This is a genomic window from Trinickia camelliae (genome assembly GCF_053525655.1).
The window spans coordinates 58441-76923 of sequence record NZ_JBCHAA010000004.1 but is presented as its reverse complement, the minus strand read 5'-3'; the positions used below and the strand labels follow the sequence as shown (position 1 = coordinate 76923).

Below are 18483 nucleotides of genomic sequence, written 5' to 3'. Positions count from 1 at the left end.
GCCCCGCGCGCCCCCAATCGTACGACGCAAGGAGAAAGCCCGTTGACTCGTGAAATCGCCATCCAAACCGCGGCCGCCGAGTACGACTCCGGCCGCTTCCTCGATGACCTCCGGCGCCGCGTCGCGTATCGCACCGAGAGCCAGGAAGCAGAGAGCGGCGCGCGCCTGCGCGACTATCTCGAGCGCGAGCTGACGCCGCTCCTGACCGGCTGGGGATTTACGTGCCGCATCGTCGACAATCCGACGGCAGGCGCCGGCCCGTTCCTGATCGCGCACCGCCACGAAGACGACCGGCTGCCGACCGTGCTCGGTTACGGCCACGGCGATGTGGTGCGCGGCTACGACGCCCAGTGGCGCGAAGGCCTTTCACCATGGGAGGTCACGGTGGACGGCGAGCGCTGGTACGGCCGCGGCACCGCCGACAACAAGGGCCAGCACAGCATCAACCTGGCCGCGCTGAAAGCCGTGCTCGACGCGCGCGCCGGCAAGCTCGGCTTCAACCTCAAGCTGCTGTTCGAGACCGGCGAAGAAGTCGGGTCGCCGGGCCTGCATGCGCTCTGCGAGCAGTTGCGCGACGAGCTCGCGGCGGACGTGCTGATCGCCTCGGACGGCCCGCGCCTCAGCGCCGAACGGCCGACCGTGTTCCTCGGCTCGCGCGGCGTCGTGAACTTCAAGCTCGAAGCGAAGCTGCGCGACGGCGGCCATCATTCGGGCAACTGGGGCGGTCTGCTGCGCAATCCGGGCGTCGTGCTCGCGAATGCGATCGCATCGCTCGCCGACGCGAACGGACGGATTCTGGTCGACGGGCTGCGCCCGCCGCCGATCTCCGACGCCGTGCGCCGTGCGCTCGCGGGCCTGCAGGTCGGCGGCAATCCCGGCGAACCGACCGTCGACGCGGACTATGGCGAGCCCGGCCTCACCCCGCCCGAGCGCGTGTTCGGCTGGAACAGCCTCGAGGTGCTCGCGTTTCGCACCGGCAATCCCGACAAGCCCGTGAACGCAATTCCGCCGCATGCCGTCGCATTCATGCAGTTGCGCTTCGTCGTCGGCACGGATTGGCAAAACCTCGAGCCGATCGTGCGCCGCCATCTCGACGCGCAGGGCTTCGGCATCGTCGAGATCGAGGTGGAGCGCGGCGTGCCCGCCACGCGCGTCGATCCCGACGATCCGTGGGTCCAGTGGGCGCTGCGCTCGCTGCGTCTGACGACGGACCGCGAACCGGTGCTGCTGCCGAACCTCGGCGGCACGCTGCCGAACGACGTGTTCGCCGAGGTGCTGGGCATGCCGACGCTATGGGTGCCGCACTCTTACCCGGGCTGCTCGCAGCACGCGCCGGACGAGCATTTGCTCGGTCCCGTCGCGCGCGACGCGCTGCGCATCATGGCCGGGCTCTTCTGGGACCTCGGCGTTCAGGCGTCCGACGCGACCCTCGCCGCATGCAACCCCGCCCCGCCTGTTGCCGCCACCCTTGCCCGAGGACGCCGCCATGAGCACTGAATCCGCCGCCGCCAGCCACGCCGTTGCCTCGTCCGCGTCCGGCGCGGGCACCTCGCGCCTGATCGTCGCGACCTCGATCGGCAACGCGCTCGAGTTCTACGACTTGATGGTCTACGGCTACTTCGCGACCACGCTGTCGAAGCTGTTCTTCCCCATGCATGACGCGACCGTATCGCTGCTGCTCGCGTTCGGCACGTTCGCGCTGTCGTATCTGGCGCGGCCCGTCGGCGCGATCGTGCTCGGCTCCTATAGCGACCGCAAGGGACGCAAGGCATCGCTGACGCTCTCGATCGCGATGATGACGGTGGGCACCGGCCTGGTCGCGCTGATGCCGTCATACGCGACGATCGGACTTTTAGCGCCCATCGGAATCTTCGTGTCGCGCCTGCTGCAAGGCTTCTCGGCGGGCGGCGAGTTCGGCAGCTCGACCGCGTTCCTCGTCGAGCATGCCCCCGAGCGCAGCGGTTTCATGTCGAGCTGGCAGTTCTCGAGCCAGGGTGCGAGCACGTTGCTCGCGTCCGCCTTCGGCGCCGTGCTCACGGGCGCGCTCACGCAGCCGCAGCTTGAAGGCTGGGGATGGCGCGTGCCGTTCCTGTTCGGCATGCTGATCGGCCCGGTCGGCTTGTATATCCGTCGCCGCGTCGACGAATCGCCCGAGTTCGAGCGCAGCGAAAAAGCCGCCTCGCCGGTGCGCGAGCTGCTCGCCGCGCAGAAGTCGCGCGTGCTCGTATCGATCGGCGTGCTCGTGCTCACGACGTCGGCCCAGTACATCCTTCTCTATATGCCGACGTATGCGGCGCGCCAGTTGGGGCTCGCGCCGACGTCCGGCTTTATCGCGACCTTCCTTGCCGGATTGATCGTGACGCTGCTCACGCCACTCGTCGGACACTGGTCGGACAAGGTCGGCCGCACGCGCATCATGCTCGGCGCGGGTGTGCTGTTCCTCTTGACCGTGTATCCGGCCTTCGTGCTCATGAACGCGTATCCAACGCTACCCACGCTGCTCGCCGCCGTCGCCTGGGTCGCCTTGCTGAAGACGGCCTACTTCGCGGCGATTCCCGCGCTGATGGCGGAGCTGTTTCCGGTCCGCACGCGCACGACCGGCATGGCCATCGGCTACAACATCGGCACCACGGTGTTCGGCGGGTTCACGCCGCTCGTGGTGACCTCGCTGATCGCGGCGACGGGCAACAACCTCGCGCCGGGTCTGTATCTGATGTTCGCGGCGGTCGTGAGCCTGTTCACGATTTTGTGGGCGCGAGCGCGGCTGCGCGTGCGTTGAATCGATCGAAACCCGGGAAGTTACCCATGCAAGACACTCTTCCGCAGGAAATCAGAAACGCCATCCAGTTTTCCGTCGACCACGAATCGACCTGGGATCGCCACACGGGAGGCGCGTTCGGCGTGCACGTCAACGATCCGCCGCCCTGGAACCGGCTGCTCGGCCCGCTGCACGATCGCGGCCCGGTGTCGGGCGCGCTTGCGGTCGACGGACGTCCCCTCGCAACCTGGGGCGAGCCCGATCGCGCCGACCTGACGTTCAGCATTGCGAAGACGTATCTCGCGCTGCTCGCCGGCGTCGCGCACGATCGCGGCCTGCTGCCCGATCCCGACGAGCCGGTGTGCGTACGCGTGCCGGGAATCGGCTTCGACGACGAGCACAACGCCGCGGTCACGTGGACGCACCTGCTCCAGCAGACGAGCGAATGGCGAGGTACGTGCTTCGGCTTGTCCGATCAGGCCGACCACTACCGCGCGGTCACGTTCGCCGCGCCGCCCGACGGCCGGAAAGGCGACCCGCGTCCCCTGCAGCGCCCCGGCACGTACTGGGAGTACAACGACGTGCGCATCAATCAGCTCTCGCTCGCGCTGCTGCATCTGTTCGGCCAGCCGCTGCCCGACGTGTTTCGCGAAGCGATCATGCGGCCTGTGGGGGCGAGCGAGCACTGGCAATGGGTCGGGTATGACGATGCATGGGTCGAGGTCGGCGGCCGGCGCGTGCAGTCGGTGCCGGGCGGCTCGCATTGGGGCGGCGGGATGTCGGTCAGCGCGAACGATCAGCTGAAGGTCGCGCAGATGCTGCTCGATGACGGTCTCGCACAAGGACGGCGCGTCTTGTCGAGCGCATGGCTCGCGCGGATGCGCACGCCGTGCGCCATCGCCCCGTTCTATGGCTCCCTGGTCTGGCTCAATACCGGACGACGCGTATTTCCGAGCGTCCCGGAGTCGAGCTATTTCGGCGTCGGCGCCGGGAGCTCGTTCATGTGGATCGAACCCGAAAGAAAGATCGCGCTGATCGTGCGCTGGCTCGATCCGCAGGTCGCGGACGAATTCTTTGGCAGGATGCTGCGGGCCGTCGACGCGGTGTGTTTTAGATAGCGCCGCTGCGGCGAGTTCACGGTTCGGCCGCCGTGCGCTCCGCCGTTGCGATCGGCTCGATCGCCCGCCCCGCGTTTGGTGCGATCGGACGGACAGCCCTGATTCATTTGTATAATTCGGCGTCCGTCTTCAGGCCACTTCAATGCTTAGCTTTGCGCTTGGTTTTCTCGTTTCGCTGCTGATCACGCTGTTGATCGTGCGCTACGCGCATCTGCACGAAAAATTCTCGACCGATACCGATCTTGCCGGCGTCCAGAAATTCCACGCCCGGCCGGTGCCGCGTGTCGGCGGGATCGGAATCCTGGCTGGGCTCGTCGTCGGCGCGGTCGAGCTGCATCCGGCCTATCCGGCCGTGTCCGGCGGCATTCTCGGGCTCATCGTCTGCGGCATTCCGGCGTTCGCGTCGGGCCTCGTCGAGGACCTCACGAAGCGCGTCTCGCCGCTCGCGCGCCTCGTCTGCACGATGGGCGCGGCCGCCCTCGCCTATTTCGCGCTCAATATCGCCGTCACGCGCATCAGTGTGCCGCCGCTCGATTTCCTGCTGTCGTATGCGGTGATTTCGTGCGCCGTGACCGTGCTCGCGGTGGCCGCGCTCGCGAACGCGATCAACATCATCGACGGCTTCAACGGCCTCGCATCGATGGTCGCGTTCATGATGTTCGCGTCGCTCGCCTATGTGGCGTTCCAGGTGCACGACCCGATCGTGCTGTCCGCGTCGTTCATCATGATGGGCGCCGTGATGGGCTTTTTCATGTGGAATTTCCCGGCCGGGCTGATTTTTCTCGGCGACGGCGGCGCTTACTTCATCGGTTTCATGCTCGCGGAGCTGTCGATCCTGCTCGTGATGCGGAACCGCGACGTGTCGGCGTGGTATCCGGTGCTGCTCTTCATGTATCCGATCTTCGAGACGTGCTTCTCGATCTACCGGAAGAAGTTCGTCCGCGGGATATCGCCGGGGATTCCGGACGGCGTGCATCTGCACATGCTCGTCTACAAGCGGCTGATGCGCTGGGCGGTGGGGGTGCGCACCGCGCATGAACTCACGCGGCGCAATTCGATGACGTCGCCGTATCTGTGGCTGCTCTGCCTGATTGCGGTGATTCCGGCGACGCTGTTCTGGCGCCACACGGTGCACCTGTTCTGCTTTGTCGTCGTGTTTGCCGCGACGTATGTGTGGCTCTACGTCAGCATCGTGCGGTTCAAGTCGCCAAGGTGGCTGGTGTTTCGCCGGGGCCATCACCACCGGCCGTAGCGTATTTAGTTTGTTATCGTGCAGCCGCCGACGGCACGCTCTGCAACACAGGCGCCACCGTGGATTGATATTCCGGCACCCAGCGACGTAGATCGCGGCGCACTTCGTCGTCCGGCAAGACGCGATGCTGCATCAGCCACGGCAGCAGCTCGTCGAGCAGATGGTCCGGCACCTCGCGAGCCTTCGCGATGCGTAGCTTCGGATGCGGCGTACGGGTGGTCGTTTCGTCGTCGGCGAGCAGCTCTTCGTAGAGTTTTTCACCGGGACGCAGCCCCGTGAAAACGATGCGGATCTGTTCTTCCGTGTAGCCGTAAAGCCGAATCAGGTCGCGCGCCAGATCGACGATCCGGACCGGCTCGCCCATGTCGAGAATGAAGATCTCGCCGCCGTGCCCCATGCTCGACGCTTGAAGCACGAGCTGGGATGCTTCAGGAATCGTCATGAAGAAGCGCGTGATTTCCGGATGCGTGACCGTCACCGGACCGCCCTTGCCGATCTGCTGCTGGAACTTCGGAATCACGCTGCCCGCGCTGCCCAGCACGTTGCCGAAGCGCACGGTTTCGAACTGGGTGTGCCCGCTCGTCTGCTGCAATGCCTGACAGGCCATCTCCGCGAGACGCTTGCTCGCGCCCATCACATTGGTCGGGTTGACGGCCTTGTCGGTGGAAATCAGCACGAAGTGCCTTACGTTGTGCCGGATCGCCGCGCGCGCGACGCGATAGGTGCCGAGCACGTTGTTGCGCACCGCCTGCCAGGCGTTGAGCTCTTCCATCAGCGGAACGTGCTTGTAGGCGGCGGCGTGGAAGACGATGTACGGCACGTAGCGCGACATGGCTTGATCGAGCAGCAACGAGTCTTTCGCGTCGCCGATGATCGGGACCACCGACAAGTCGGGGAAGCGATCCTGCAGCTCCTCGGTCAGCCGGTACATCGCGAATTCGGAAAGATCGTACGCGACCAGTTGGGCCGGGGCGAAGCGCAGGATCTGGCGGCACAGCTCCGAGCCGATCGAGCCGCCCGCGCCCGTGACCATCACGACGCGGCCGCGCAGCAGCGCTTCGACGTGCGGCATGTCGATCTTGACAGGGTCGCGGCCGAGCAGGTCCTCGAGGTCGATCTGACGCACGCGCGACAGGAACGCCTGCCCTTGCGTGAGCGTGGTGAGCGCGGGCAGCACCATCGCGCGGACGCCGGCGCGCACGCAGAGCGTGGCGACGCGGCGCTGGGCGTCGACGGAGGCTGATGGCATTGCGATGATCGCGTGCTCGGCGCGCAGGGTCGTCGCCCAGCGCGAGAGGTCGCTGACCGGGCCGAGCACCTTATGGCCGTATATTTCGCGGCCTTGTTTGGCGGGATCGTCATCGAGGAGGCCGACCAGACGCCATTCGCCGGAGCGCGCGAGTTCGCGGGCGAGATTGGCGCCAGCGTTGCCGGCGCCAAGGACGATCACCGGCTTGCCTTTGCCGACAAGGCCGCCGTAGAGGTAGAACTCTTTCGTCGCGCGGTAGAGCGCGCGGGCGCCGCCCATGACGAGGAACAGCAGGATCGGCGAGACGATCAGGACGGAGCGCGGGATGATCGGAAGCGGCTGCACCATGACCGCAGCCACCGTGATCACGACACCGCCCGTGAACACCGACTTGGAGATGCGCATTAAATCGGGGAGGCTTGCGAAGACCCACATGCCGCGGTACAAGCCGAAAACGCGGAACATCAGGCCGTAAAGCGGCAGCACCCAGACCAACGCGTGCAGCGCGCCATGCCAGAAATCGTCTGGGATGGCACCGTTAAATCGAATCAGATAAGCGACGAGCCATGTGCCCAATACGGCGCTTAGATCGAAAAGAAAAGCGCTGAACGACAGCCACGAGGCTTTGTGTCGAAGCATCGGCGTCACACCTCAGGTTGCTCAGAAACTGTTGTTTGAAAACGACGCCAACGGACATCGATTGCGGCGCCGATCAGCACGAGTATGACAACCCATACGGCTACGAGGCTCCACTGTAAGACTATGGAACGGTCTAGCGCCCAAAAAGCAAGCATTATGCCCGCGAGCATCACGGCGTACCAGCATTGCGCGGTTCGGGCGTGGCCCATGCCGGAGCGCACCATCCGTTGATAGTAGTGCTCTCGATGGGCTTGCCAAAATTTTTCTCGCCGCGCGAGACGCCGCACCAGGGTCACTGACGCGTCGCCGATGAAGGGCGCAAACGCCATCGCGGGAAACCAGATGGGCCAGGTCCCGGCCCGCCAGCCCCAATAGCCGAGGGCGCCCGCAAGAAATCCCAGCGGGATCGAACCGGCATCGCCGAGAAAAATCCGGGCCGGATGATAGTTGAAGAATAGGAAGCCCGCCGCAGCCCCAACCACGGCCGCGCACGCCAACGCCAATTCGGGCGTGGGATGCGCGCTCGTCAGCGCCGCGAGCGCGTAGCCGCCGAATCCGAACAACGCCATGCCGCCCGCAAGGCCGTCGGCACCATCCATGAAGTTGTAAAGATTGACCAGCCATAACATCAGAAATGCGATGCAGACGAGCGCCCACCAGGGCGTCGCAGCTGGGTAGACTGCGATTAGCACGACCACCGCGGCGAAGTGCGCCGCAAAGCGTACCCGTGCCGGCAGGCCCCGCCGGTCGTCGATCTGCGAAACGGCGGCGAGAAAGAGTGCACAGGCAGCCAACAGCCACAACGCGGGCGCTACCAAGACAATCGCAGCGACGCATACCGGGACGATGCCCCACCCTCCCACACGCGGCGTCGGACGCACGTGGAGCGAGCGGTCATTTGGGATATCGGTGGCGAGACGCCAGGCCAGCCCGGTTTTCAAGAGCATCCAAAGAATCGCCGCGCAGGTGAGCGCCGCGCATGCGGCCAGGAGAAGAACGGCGGGCCAGGAATGCAGCCAGTTGTGGTAGTCAGGCATGGCTCTAGTTATCTTGGCGCGTCGACAGATACCAGCGCGCAGTCGCGGCCAGACCGTCGTCGACAGAGTACGGCGGCTGCCAGCCCAGCACGGTGCGAATGTGTGTGATATCAACGCGCAGATCACCAACCAGCCGCTCGACCTGCGCCGACCGTCCCGTTAAGCGCCCAGCCGAACGCAGCAAGCCGACCGGCATCGGAACGAGACGCGCGCGCTTCTGCAAATGCTTGCCCAGTGCTTGCGCGAGTTCGGTCACTGACGGGTCCTCGCCGTCGGCGACGTGAAAGCGTCCGTGCGCGGCGCGCGGGTCCGTCGCGCAGCGCAGAAGCGCGTCGGCAAGGTTGTCGGCGTAAACAAGGCTGCGCCGCGCCGAAATCGCGCCGAGAGGCAACGGCCGCCCCTTCGCGATTGCTGCCATCAACTGCAGGAAGTTGGCGCGCACACCAGGACCGTAGACCAGCGGCGGGCGGACGATCACGACGTCGAGCCCCGACGCCTCGCCGAAACGGAGGAGCGCCTCCTCTGCTTCAAGCTTCGAGCGGCCGTAAGGATCTTGCGGCTGCGGTGGATCGTCCTCGCGCAACGCGCGGCCCGGATCGGCTTCACCCACCGCCTTGATGCTGCTGACGAAAACAAATCTCGTTGCCCCGTTGCGCCGCGCCGCTTGCGCCACGCGCAATGCGCCCTCGACGTTCGTTGCCCGGAAAGCGGCCAGCGGATCGGCCGCGCGATCCTGCATCACGTGAACACGTGCGGCCAGATGGACGATCGAGTCGACGTCCAATCCGGCGGGCCACGCGACATCCAGGCCGATGAAGTCCTGGCTCTGTTGGACCCACTCCTGAACACCCTCGGAACAACCTCCCGCCTGTCGTACAAGACCGGTTACCGTATGCCCCTGCCCGACAAACGCACGGCACAGCGCCCGTCCCACGAAGCCGTTGGCGCCCGTGACCAAGACCTGGCTCATACCCACTTCCAGCCAAAACGATTGAAAAACTTGAATGCCGACGAAGAAAACATGCGGATGTGCGCGTGCCCCTTGCGCGCCGCGCCGCCGCCGTGATGCCGCACCCGCACCGAGGGAGCGTAAGCGATGCGCGCCGTGTCGTGCGTGCGCAGGCTCAGATCGTAGTCTTCGAAGTACAGGAAATAGCGGTCGTCGAATCCCGCGAGCTTTTTCAGCACATCCGTGCGAAACAACATGAAACAGCCGCTGACGATCGGCGGATCCCAGACGATGTCGCGCTCATTGATCAAGTCGCGCATTTCGTAGCGCGCCAGCCGCCGCGAAAAGAGCTTGCGCATGGAGGACGGAAGGAAGCCGCGCACGAACAGGTCGAGTACCGTGGGATAGCGGCGGCACAGGTACTGGATCTGACCGGCGTCGTCGCCGATGCAAGGGGACAGGAGCCCGACGTCAGGGTGTTCGGCGAAGAAATCGAGCGCTGCAACGAGCGCGCGCTCGTCGAGGTCGATGTCGGGGTTCAGTACGAGGTGAAAGCGGCTCGCCGTCTGCTGAATCGCTAGATTATGACCTCGGCCGTAGCCTACGTTGCCGTGGCCGCTGACGATGGAGCTGACAACTCCACGTTCGCCCAGCGCGGCGAGCTCGGCGGAGACCTCCGGCAGCCCGCCGTTGTCGACGAGGCACAGGCTAACTGTGAAACTAGGATGCCTTGCACGGACTAGCTCACATGCGGCCGCAAGGCTCGCCAACGTGCGCGCAAGAAGCACCGGATCCGGTCGGTAGACCACGACGGATACGGACAAGCCGTGGGTTACGCCGTTCGGCGCGCTTATAGCGTTCATAAGAAAACGTGCGATGTCGTCTAAAGCGACACTTTTGTCGGTGATGATGCCCTCAGTGGGGCTGTATTGTTGCTCAATCAGGGAGGCCGGGCAACTTGGGTTGCATTTTGTTGCGCGGGGCAATACGAGACCGAACAAACTTAGGCTACGGGTGGGCAGTCATCCAAAAGGAAAACATCGCCGCGCTTGACCTGAGGCGGCGGAACATGTCAACTAACAACAACTTGCCTCAAAATGGAGTACGGTTCCAAATGACGGCTCACGACATTTCGGCTAGCGGTCTTCAAGAGCGCACTGGATCGACAAGATTGAACAGCGCGCCTGCCCAACACGGCACGCTTTGTTTGTGCTCCCGCGATCTCAGGGGTAGAGTCTTCGTCATATTAACGCGTTTGATGAACAATATCTGAATATTTGTTAATCGAGCTCGAGTGATTAGGCAAACGGTATCTGCGCAAGATAATTGAAAAAGCCGCACGGCGTCCAGGGTCGCATCGGGCATGATTCGCCAGTTGGCCAACTTGCCCTCAATCCCAACCTCCCGTTAGCGTCAAAGTGCCTCATTTCAATGCCGAAATTGCAGTGCGAATAGTCTTTATTCAAGCGCCTCATTTGTTGATGCTCAATTACACATCGGGCTGATCGTCAACAATATCCTTGAGGACGCCCACAGGCGCGGCAAATACAATATTCTCAATAGGAGATATCTTGTTTGAGCGTATCCACAAATTTATTACCAGCAAGCAAAGCGTTCAACGCAATACGAATGCCGCACCACCCTGGACCAGCACGAATTCAGGGACATTTAGGGCTGCATTTGCCGAGCCGAATTTAACAGAAGAGGAGCGTCGACGTGTCGAATCGCTCTCCGACTTACGCTATCGCAAGATAGATAATTTTCGCGGGCTCCACACCATCGTGCTGTCGTGGATGGGTTACGAAATGTTTAAATCCCTGCTCGACCTGTGGGTCTATCAAGAATTAATCGCTCGGGAAAACCCGGATTCAATTATCGAAGTGGGGACATATAAAGGCGGCAGCGCATTATATCTCGCGACTATGTGTGATTTGGTCGGTTTCGGAGAGATTGTTACTATCGACATAGACGCCACACATGACCCGATTCGACCGCGACATCCTCGAATCACCTATCTAACAGGATCCAGCATCGCCGACGAAGTGATCAACCAAATCGCCAAAGCTGCGGAGGGGAGACGTAACGTGCTCGTCATCTTGGACGGCGATCATCGATGTGAGCACGTTCTTCAGGAGTTGCGGCTTTATCAACGCTTCATTCGGCCAGGCGGTTTCTTGGTCGTCAAAGATACCAACATAAACGGCCACCCCACCTATCCGGAATTTGGGCCCGGTTCGTGAGAAGCGGTCGATCGGTTCCTAGCGGAAAACGATCACTTCTATGCCGATCGATCGTGCGAACGATTCTTGCTGACGATGAATCCTCGAGGATTCTTACGCCGCCACTGAACTTATTCCGATGCGCCATCACAAGACTATGATGCACCAAACAGGAGGGGATACGATGTCGAGACCATCTTTCTCGATTCTATTGCCGAGCCGTAATCGCCTCGAATTATTAAAACACGCTGTCGACTCAATTTTGGCGCAATGCGAAAGAAATTTAGAAATTGTAATTTCCGACAACGCCTCCAGCGAAAATTACATCGACTATGTTCGGACGATTACGTCAGTTCCCGTGCGCTACATACGCGGGAACGCGCCGATTTCAGTAACTGATAATTGGAATCGGGCACTCAAAGCCGCAACCGGCGACTACGTCGTCATGCTAGGCGACGATGACGCCTTGACGCCGGGCTTCATTCAGAAAATGAGCCATATTATCGAGGCTCACGCGTACCCGGACGTCGTGTATAGCATGGCTTATCACTACGCGTATCCTAATGTCCTTCCTGACCAAGCCGCGGGGTACTTCTGCACGGTCAACAATAGCAGCCTATTTGATGAATACCCGACCCCCTATTTGCTTGATATTCAAAAGGCAAGGCAGCTTGTAAGGCAGGCTCTTCGATTTCGCCATTTGATAAGCTTTAACGCACAACATTTTGTCTGGCAGCGCAAATTCATAGAAGGCAGTGGCTCGGAAGCGGCTTTTTTTCAGTCGCCCTACCCTGATTACTACGCTTGCTTCTTGACTTTTTTGACAGCCAAAAGAATTGTCGTCGCACCTTCTCCTGAAATTATTATTGGCATCTCCAAGCGCTCGTTCGGTTTTTTTCACGCGAACAATCAAGAGGAAGAAGGATTCCATGAATTCTTTGGCGACGCGGTTCCGGAAGCCAAACTTGCTGCCGGCAGCGACGAGATTCTCCGCGCATTGGGCCACCCAGGAACTGGACACTATAGAAACTGGTTGATAGCTGCGCTATATATCAAACGGCATTTGGCCGATTCGATCGACCTGGATATTGATCTTCGCCGTTACCGTCGGATCCAAATATTCGAACTCGCCCAAGGCAGCGGATATAACAAGACTTCAAGCCGGCGATTTTTTAGACAAAAAATGAAGGAGTTCGATACACGTGATCTGCGATATGCCGGGAAGATTTTATGGGCATTTGCAATGCTTGATCGCGTCAAAACACTACCGCGACCAATGGTCGGCTATGGCATAAGAGAATTGTTGAATATTCATCACCCGCCCAAAATATACCGACATGACATTGGCAACCACGCTAACATTATGGATGCCTTCCGCTGGCTAGAAAAAAATCGCTGATTCGGCCCCGCGACGCGACGACTCACTTGTCAAGCCCATTCCGGACAATTTGCATGACGAATCGATCTCAAAAGAAAATTGATGTGCTAAGCCTTCTCCGAAATTTGCGCTCCTTCCGTCGCTCCCGAATTTTGAAATACGCAGCACCCGGGCAACCACGCTAACATTATGGATGCCTGCCGCTGGCTAGAAAAAATCACTGATTCAGCCCTGCGACGCAACAACTCACTTGTCAAGCCCATTCCGGACAATTTGCATGACGAATCGGTCTCAAAATAAATTTGACGTGTTAAGCCTTCTCCGAAATTTGCGCTCCTTCCGCCGCTCCCGAATTTTGAAATACGCAGCACCCGGGCAACCTCGTTCTAGATTCTCACGATACAAAATGCTCGTAAGGTTGTGTCTATATGCGGTGTCAAGCAGCCGTCCGCGCCTGGGTGTTTTCGCCTTGTTCGATTCCGAGTGGTATCTGTCGGCGAACCCTGACGTCGCCGCAAGAGGACTGAGGCCGCTGGCGCATTTCCTCAAATATGGAGCACTGGAAGGTCGAGATCCTCACCCATTGTTCGATAGCGAATGGTATCTCGCGACCAATCCTGACGTCGCAGCAGCGGGGGTCAACCCGTTGTTGCACTTCATCGGGTCAGGCGCTCGTGAAGGACGCGACCCGCATCCGTTGTTCGATACCCGTTGGTACCTCGAGACCAATCCCGACGTCGCAGCGGCGGGGGTCAATCCGCTGGTGCACTTCATCCGGTCAGGTGCTCGCGAAGGACGCAGTCCGCATCCGTTGTTCCATACCCGTTGGTACCTCGAGACCAATCCCGAAGTCGCAGCAGCGGGGAGCAATCCGTTGGTGCATTTCATCCGGTCAGGTGCACGCGAAGGACGTAATCCGCATCCGATGTTTGATGTCCGCTGGTACCTCGATACCAATCCCGACATCGCAGCAACGGAGATCAATCCGCTCGTGCACTACCTCCGAAACGGCGCCGCAGAAGGCCGCTGCCCGAATCCGGATTTCGACTCGAGTTGGTACCTTTCACAATATCCAGACGTGGCCGCAGCAGCAATCAACCCACTGGTACATTACGTTCTCTTCGGGGTGCACGAAGGGCGGCAGCCTCGTGCGATGGACGCCGCGCAGAAACCACTACTGAACGGGGCGATTGCACAGTACGAGGAAGCGGGTGAATTAGCCGCCGAGACAATTCTTCGCATGGATCGCGACGAGGCGGGCGACGCTCTCGGCATTCTGTTGCCAAATTTTCCGCTCAACGTGTTTGTCGATCCGAGCCTGAGTTCGACTCCGACTCTGCGTATCTTGCTGCCGTCCCTTCAGGCGCGCCATGCAACCGGGGGCCCAAACACGGCATACGTTCTTGGCATGCTACTCGCGAAAGATGGCATTCCGGTCAATTTCGTATCGACGGACTTACCTCCTGATGACGATCTCAACGCCATCAAGTCACATCTGCACGGGTTGACCGGGCTGCAGCCTGACGATCTGGCCATCCAATTCTTCGATGGAAGTGACCGGACGCGCCCTTTAACCGTCGGTTACAACGACGTGCTAATGGCCACCGCGTGGTGGACCGCTCACGCCGCCAAGTCCGCGACCAGCTTGCTTCGCTGCAAACGTATTTACTATCTCGTGCAAGACTACGAGACGCTTTTTTATGCCGCCAGCGAAAATTATTCGGATGCCGAAGCGACCTACAGCTTCGATCACCTGCCAATCATCAATACGAGCCTCTTGCGTGATCATTTGGTAAGCCGAGCGGTGGGCCGCTATTCAAATGCCGATTTCAGCCGGCAAGCCATCGTGTTCGAGCCGGCGATAGACCAATCCCATTTCTATCCCGAGAAGCGTAACGCTCAAGCACCTCGCCGCCTGCTCTTCTACGCGAGACCTACGGTCGCCAAGCGCAATCTTTTTGGACTTGGCATCGCGGTCCTGCGCGCGGCGGTTGAGAAAGGCCTTTTCGGTGACAGCGGCTGGGAATTTCTCGGAATGGGAGAATCGTTTGAGCCGATAGCCCTTGGCCGTGGCTATACGTTGACCGCGGCCCCCTGGCTCGGCTTCGAGGCATACGCAGATCAGATGCGGGGAACGGATATTCTCTTATCCTCGATGCTGTCGCCACATCCAAGTTATCCACCGCTCGAAATGGCCGCATGTGGAGGGGTGGCGGTCACAACCGTATTTGGAAGCAAAACGGCTGCGCAGCTCGCATCACTATCGCCCAATTTGATTGGTGCGGAGCCGGAGATCGGCGACATGCTATTGGCCCTCGCTCGCGCACGCATGCTTAGCGATGATCGCGGGCGCCTGCAAACGGTGCCGAGGCCAAGTCTTCCAAGAACCTGGACCGAGAGCCTTACGCCGGCAGTGGAAGCACTTGTCGCGCAGTTGCACCGTGACGGGGTATCACGGCGCGAAACGCTACCGAAACTCGCACGTCCCGTTTCTGTCGTCCGTGCAAGCGAAGTCGTCGAAGACAGTCCCGCCTTCTATCAGCGGCAGGCGCGCATGCGGCGCAAGCGATTTGTCGAAGGCGACACCCCCGGGCTCCTTAGCCTGATTACCACCGTCTATGATACGGACCCGTCGTTTCTGACCGACCTTGCCCACACTGTCTTCGGTCAAGTTACGACCGAAGAATTCGAATGGCTGATTTTGGACAACGGCTCCACGCGGCTTGAGACGCGCGAGGTTCTGAATGAAATCGCTCGCGATCGCCGTGTGCGACTTGGACGCGTCGAGCAAAATCTCGGCATAGTCGGCGGTATGCGTTGGTGTCTCGAGCGAGCGCTGGGACGCTATATCGTTCCGGTCGACAGCGACGACCTGTTGTTCCCCGATTGCGTCCGGACGCTGTCGAGCTTCCTGGAACAAGCCGGCATGCCGCTAGTCGCATATACCGACGAAGATAAGACCGACGGCAACAATCATCGCGATGCCTATTTGAAACCGGAATGGGACCCCGTTCTGTTTATCCACTCGTGCTACATCGCCCATCTGACCGTAATCGATAGCAAGACTGCACTCGAACTCGGCTGCTACTCGGATCCGGCCGCCGAAGGATGCCACGATTGGGATACATTCGTACGGTTCCTCAACGCTGGACATAAACCTGCTCACATTCCAGAGGTGCTATATTCATGGCGCATGCACAGTGCGTCAACGTCGAGTAACTACCGCGCGAAACCCTATATCTACAAGTCTCATCAGGCCACGCTCGAACGCTTCCTAAGCGCACGCGGCAAGCTGGATACTTACGAGATTGTGCTTTCACCGCTTTTCGACGGCACCCCCGATTACCGATTCAAGCGGCGCCAGCCTTGCACCGGCGATTCTCGGAATACTGCGGGAGTGACCGCTGATCAAAGCCTCGTCGCTACCGTAATGCTCGACCAACGAGTGTCACGCGAGGGCTTACGGGCTGCGATTGCTCAGGTTGGCCCCGACGTACGCTACATCCACCTGCAAAGTCAGGCTTGCAGCCTCGCCGACGGAGATTATTTAGAGGAAGTGCTGGCGCTTTTCGATCTGTTCCCAGACTCCGCTGTCGTTGGCGGTCGCATTCACGATGGCGAAATTCTTCGTGAAGGCGGATATGTATTTGGGTATGGTGGTTCGATTGGTTGCCCTGAAAGCGGCAACCCGCTGACTAGCTCCGGGTACTTCGCGCAGGGATGGAAGCCACGTTCGGTCGCCGCCGTATCTGCTCGTCATAGCGTGGTGAGTCGCGACTTTCTGGCTCAGAACATAGAGAAATTGCCCACAGAGATCGGTTTAACGATGCTCGGCCCGTGGCTTGGGGCTCTTGCGTGCCTGGCAGATCGACGTGTGATCTATACACCGCTGATTGGGGCAAAACTAGACGCGAACGAAGCAATCGTACTGTCGCGCGACGAGCTTGCGGCATTCACTGCGGCGTTTGGCAACCTGATGAGAAATCCAATCGGATACGCTCGCCACTTGGATCGCAGCGGACAGCACGCCTATCTACCTGCTGAAGGCAACACGCCGCTGATTCGCCTACCCTACGCAACGTACTTCCCGGAGCACGTCGAACAACGCTTTGCAGCTCTAGCCTCGAGGCTTGCGGACGACCTGCCGACGATTTCGGTATTGACAACCGTGTACGAACGCACCGATACGAAGCTGTTTTGCGCGACCGCGGAAGCTATGCGTGCACAACGCCACAGTGCATCCGAATGGATTGTCCTGGCGCACGGCCCCATACCCGCCGATCTCGACAAAGCGTTAGTCACCTTTGAGGAAGAGGGGTTGCTTAGAGCGCTCCGTCACGAAGTCAATCTCGGAATTCATGGCGGACTTCGCGTTTGCCTTGAACACGCGACCGGAGACTTCGCGATCTCGATGGATGCCGACGACCTGTTGACGCCGGACGCGCTCGCCGTACTAGCCCTCGCTGCGAAAAGCAATCCTGACAGGAAGATTTTCTATTCTGACGAGGATCTGCTAATCGAGGGGGCCTTCAGCAATCCATACTATCGACCGGATTTCGATCCGGTGCTGCTGCTCGCTCAATCGTACATATGGCACACGATACTCTTCCAACGCCAGCTGGCTCTGTCTCTAGGCGCATTTACGTCAGGCGAAGCAGAGTACGCACAGGATTGGGATATTCTCATCCGCTTTTTTGAAGCTGGTTATGAGCCGCTGCATATTCCACAGATTCTTTACCATTGGCGACAACACCCGCGATCGCTCTCAAATAGTGGCAGCGCTTTCACCGGAAGTGCGATGTCCGTCCAGGCAGTGCTTCGCGGTGTAGCGCAGCGCCGTCGCCCGGATCTCTACGAGGTTGCCCCATATCCGTTCGATCTCGGCATTCAAGACTTCTATCTCAAGCGCGTTCAAAAGGATCCAGCGTCGGTAGACCTGATATCAATCGGCGTCGATGCAAGCGGACCTGAGCATTTTCCGTTCGCTACCCGTCAAGTCGCGCCGCCGCTGAGGGGCCCGCGTGGAATCGAGATTTTGCTCGATCTTCTGGAGCATTCTGGAAGCGAATTTGCGATGCTGGTAGGGCCCTCTACTATGGCAATCGAGAATCAAGCGGTATGGGATTCGCTAAAACACTTTGAACTGGTCCCCAACGTCGTCGCCGTCACAGGTCCGCTCGTAAACGCATCTGGAAAAGTCATGCGCGGCGCGCTGGTGTTACGCGACCGCGAACACCTCTGCGACTCGATAGCAGGCCGAGCGATGTACGATCCCTGCGCCGGCTCCTTGGGACTCAAGCCCCATTGCGTGGACGGCGCATCCCCTGACCTTTTGATCGCACGCCGCACATTCTTGGTCGACGCACTCGAAGCGGCACCCAGGGATCTCGCAGCGAGAAGCTTGGGTGCATGGCTCGGAAGCTTCGCCGCTCGCACTGACGGGCTCGTGGTTTACGAACCTTTGTTGAGGGCCTTTGTGAAGAATGAAAATGACCTGATCGGTGATGGGATCAGCGGGTTGCAGACAACTTGGGCTCACATGCTTGCAGCGCGCTCGTCAAGCAACGCACCTGTCCGCGGCCTCGGCGGATTTATCCGCCACTCCGATCTACATGAATAGCCTCACTGCACCGTCTGGCGTGGTTGACCAACACCAGAGGCACCACGCCTTTCGAAGCGATGACAACGGCACGATTGCAGTCGACCAGTTCGCGAGCTCAGGCGCTGTGCTGGCTCGTCGCATGACTGCAAGTGAGGTCGCCTTCATGCGGGAAGCTCTCACTTTTCAATGAAATAGCGTTCGCGTACACTAGGTGGCGCGCATTTTTCGCGCCTTCTAATTGGTCAAGCACACCCGCAATAGCAACTGTCTTCCTCCCATATT

11 protein-coding genes are annotated in these 18483 nt (G+C 60.3%); 7 read left to right on the top strand and 4 right to left on the bottom strand.

Translation table 11 applies throughout. The annotated features are described in order from the left end of the window. Positions 1-42: 42 nt before the first annotated feature. From AAHK20_RS08615 to AAHK20_RS08600, 4 genes are all read left to right on the top strand, one after another. The gene (locus AAHK20_RS08615) at positions 43-1497 is read left to right on the top strand and encodes a M20 family metallopeptidase (RefSeq protein ID WP_449181044.1); all 1455 of its coding nucleotides are present in this window, start codon (positions 43-45) and stop codon (positions 1495-1497) included. Next, positions 1487-2779 carry an MFS transporter gene (locus tag AAHK20_RS08610; protein WP_449181043.1) on the top strand — a complete coding sequence of 431 codons (1293 nt, stop codon included), beginning with the start codon at positions 1487-1489 and terminating at the stop codon, positions 2777-2779. The genes AAHK20_RS08615 and AAHK20_RS08610 overlap by 11 nt, the downstream gene beginning before the upstream one ends. Before the next feature lie 26 nt (positions 2780-2805). Further along, positions 2806-3876, top strand: coding sequence for a serine hydrolase domain-containing protein (locus AAHK20_RS08605; protein ID WP_449181042.1), 1071 nt, complete (start codon positions 2806-2808; stop codon positions 3874-3876). A gap of 142 nt (positions 3877-4018) precedes the next feature. Further along, entirely contained in the window at positions 4019-5128 is a 1110-nt protein-coding gene (locus AAHK20_RS08600) for an MraY family glycosyltransferase (protein ID WP_449181041.1), read from the top strand. 13 nt (positions 5129-5141) lie between these two features. On the opposite strand, the gene AAHK20_RS08595 is transcribed toward AAHK20_RS08600, so the two are convergent. Genes AAHK20_RS08595 through AAHK20_RS08580 form a run of 4 tightly spaced genes read right to left on the bottom strand, consistent with a single transcriptional unit; the run spans position 5142 to position 9865 of the window. Beyond that, complete coding sequence (locus AAHK20_RS08595; protein ID WP_449181040.1) at positions 5142-7016, bottom strand: polysaccharide biosynthesis protein; 1875 nt, start codon at positions 7014-7016, stop codon at positions 5142-5144. Between the two features lie 5 nt (positions 7017-7021). Next, complete coding sequence (locus AAHK20_RS08590) at positions 7022-8053, bottom strand: MraY family glycosyltransferase (RefSeq protein WP_449181039.1); 1032 nt, start codon at positions 8051-8053, stop codon at positions 7022-7024. 4 nt (positions 8054-8057) lie between these two features. Further along, the gene (locus tag AAHK20_RS08585) at positions 8058-9023 is read right to left on the bottom strand and encodes a UDP-glucose 4-epimerase family protein (RefSeq protein WP_449181038.1); all 966 of its coding nucleotides are present in this window, start codon (positions 9021-9023) and stop codon (positions 8058-8060) included. After that, positions 9020-9865 (bottom strand): glycosyltransferase family 2 protein, encoded by an 846-nt coding sequence (locus AAHK20_RS08580; protein WP_449181339.1) that lies wholly within the window; start codon positions 9863-9865, stop codon positions 9020-9022. The genes AAHK20_RS08585 and AAHK20_RS08580 overlap by 4 nt, the downstream gene beginning before the upstream one ends. Positions 9866-10573: 708 nt before the next feature. Between AAHK20_RS08580 and AAHK20_RS08575 the strand changes: the two genes are divergently transcribed. The 3 genes from AAHK20_RS08575 to AAHK20_RS08565 all read left to right on the top strand — a co-directional run bounded on the left by AAHK20_RS08575 (position 10574) and on the right by AAHK20_RS08565 (position 18219). Beyond that, positions 10574-11242 (top strand): CmcI family methyltransferase, encoded by a 669-nt coding sequence (locus tag AAHK20_RS08575; protein ID WP_449181037.1) that lies wholly within the window; start codon positions 10574-10576, stop codon positions 11240-11242. Positions 11243-11405: 163 nt separating this feature from the next. Beyond that, entirely contained in the window at positions 11406-12620 is a 1215-nt protein-coding gene (locus AAHK20_RS08570) for a glycosyltransferase family 2 protein (protein WP_449181036.1), read from the top strand. A gap of 448 nt (positions 12621-13068) precedes the next feature. After that, positions 13069-18219 (top strand): rhamnosyltransferase WsaF family glycosyltransferase, encoded by a 5151-nt coding sequence (locus AAHK20_RS08565; RefSeq protein WP_449181035.1) that lies wholly within the window; start codon positions 13069-13071, stop codon positions 18217-18219. Positions 18220-18483: the final 264 nt, after the last annotated feature.

Coding starts and splice junctions, on each gene's coding strand:
- AAHK20_RS08610 (WP_449181043.1), top strand. CDS start 1,487: ATGAGCACTGAATCCGCCGCCGCCAGCCACGCCGTTGCCTCGTCCGCG.
- AAHK20_RS08605 (WP_449181042.1), top strand. CDS start 2,806: ATGCAAGACACTCTTCCGCAGGAAATCAGAAACGCCATCCAGTTTTCC.
- AAHK20_RS08600 (WP_449181041.1), top strand. CDS start 4,019: ATGCTTAGCTTTGCGCTTGGTTTTCTCGTTTCGCTGCTGATCACGCTG.
- AAHK20_RS08595 (WP_449181040.1), bottom strand. CDS start 7,016: ATGCTTCGACACAAAGCCTCGTGGCTGTCGTTCAGCGCTTTTCTTTTC.
- AAHK20_RS08590 (WP_449181039.1), bottom strand. CDS start 8,053: ATGCCTGACTACCACAACTGGCTGCATTCCTGGCCCGCCGTTCTTCTC.
- AAHK20_RS08585 (WP_449181038.1), bottom strand. CDS start 9,023: ATGAGCCAGGTCTTGGTCACGGGCGCCAACGGCTTCGTGGGACGGGCG.
- AAHK20_RS08580 (WP_449181339.1), bottom strand. CDS start 9,865: ATGAACGCTATAAGCGCGCCGAACGGCGTAACCCACGGCTTGTCCGTA.
- AAHK20_RS08570 (WP_449181036.1), top strand. CDS start 11,406: ATGTCGAGACCATCTTTCTCGATTCTATTGCCGAGCCGTAATCGCCTC.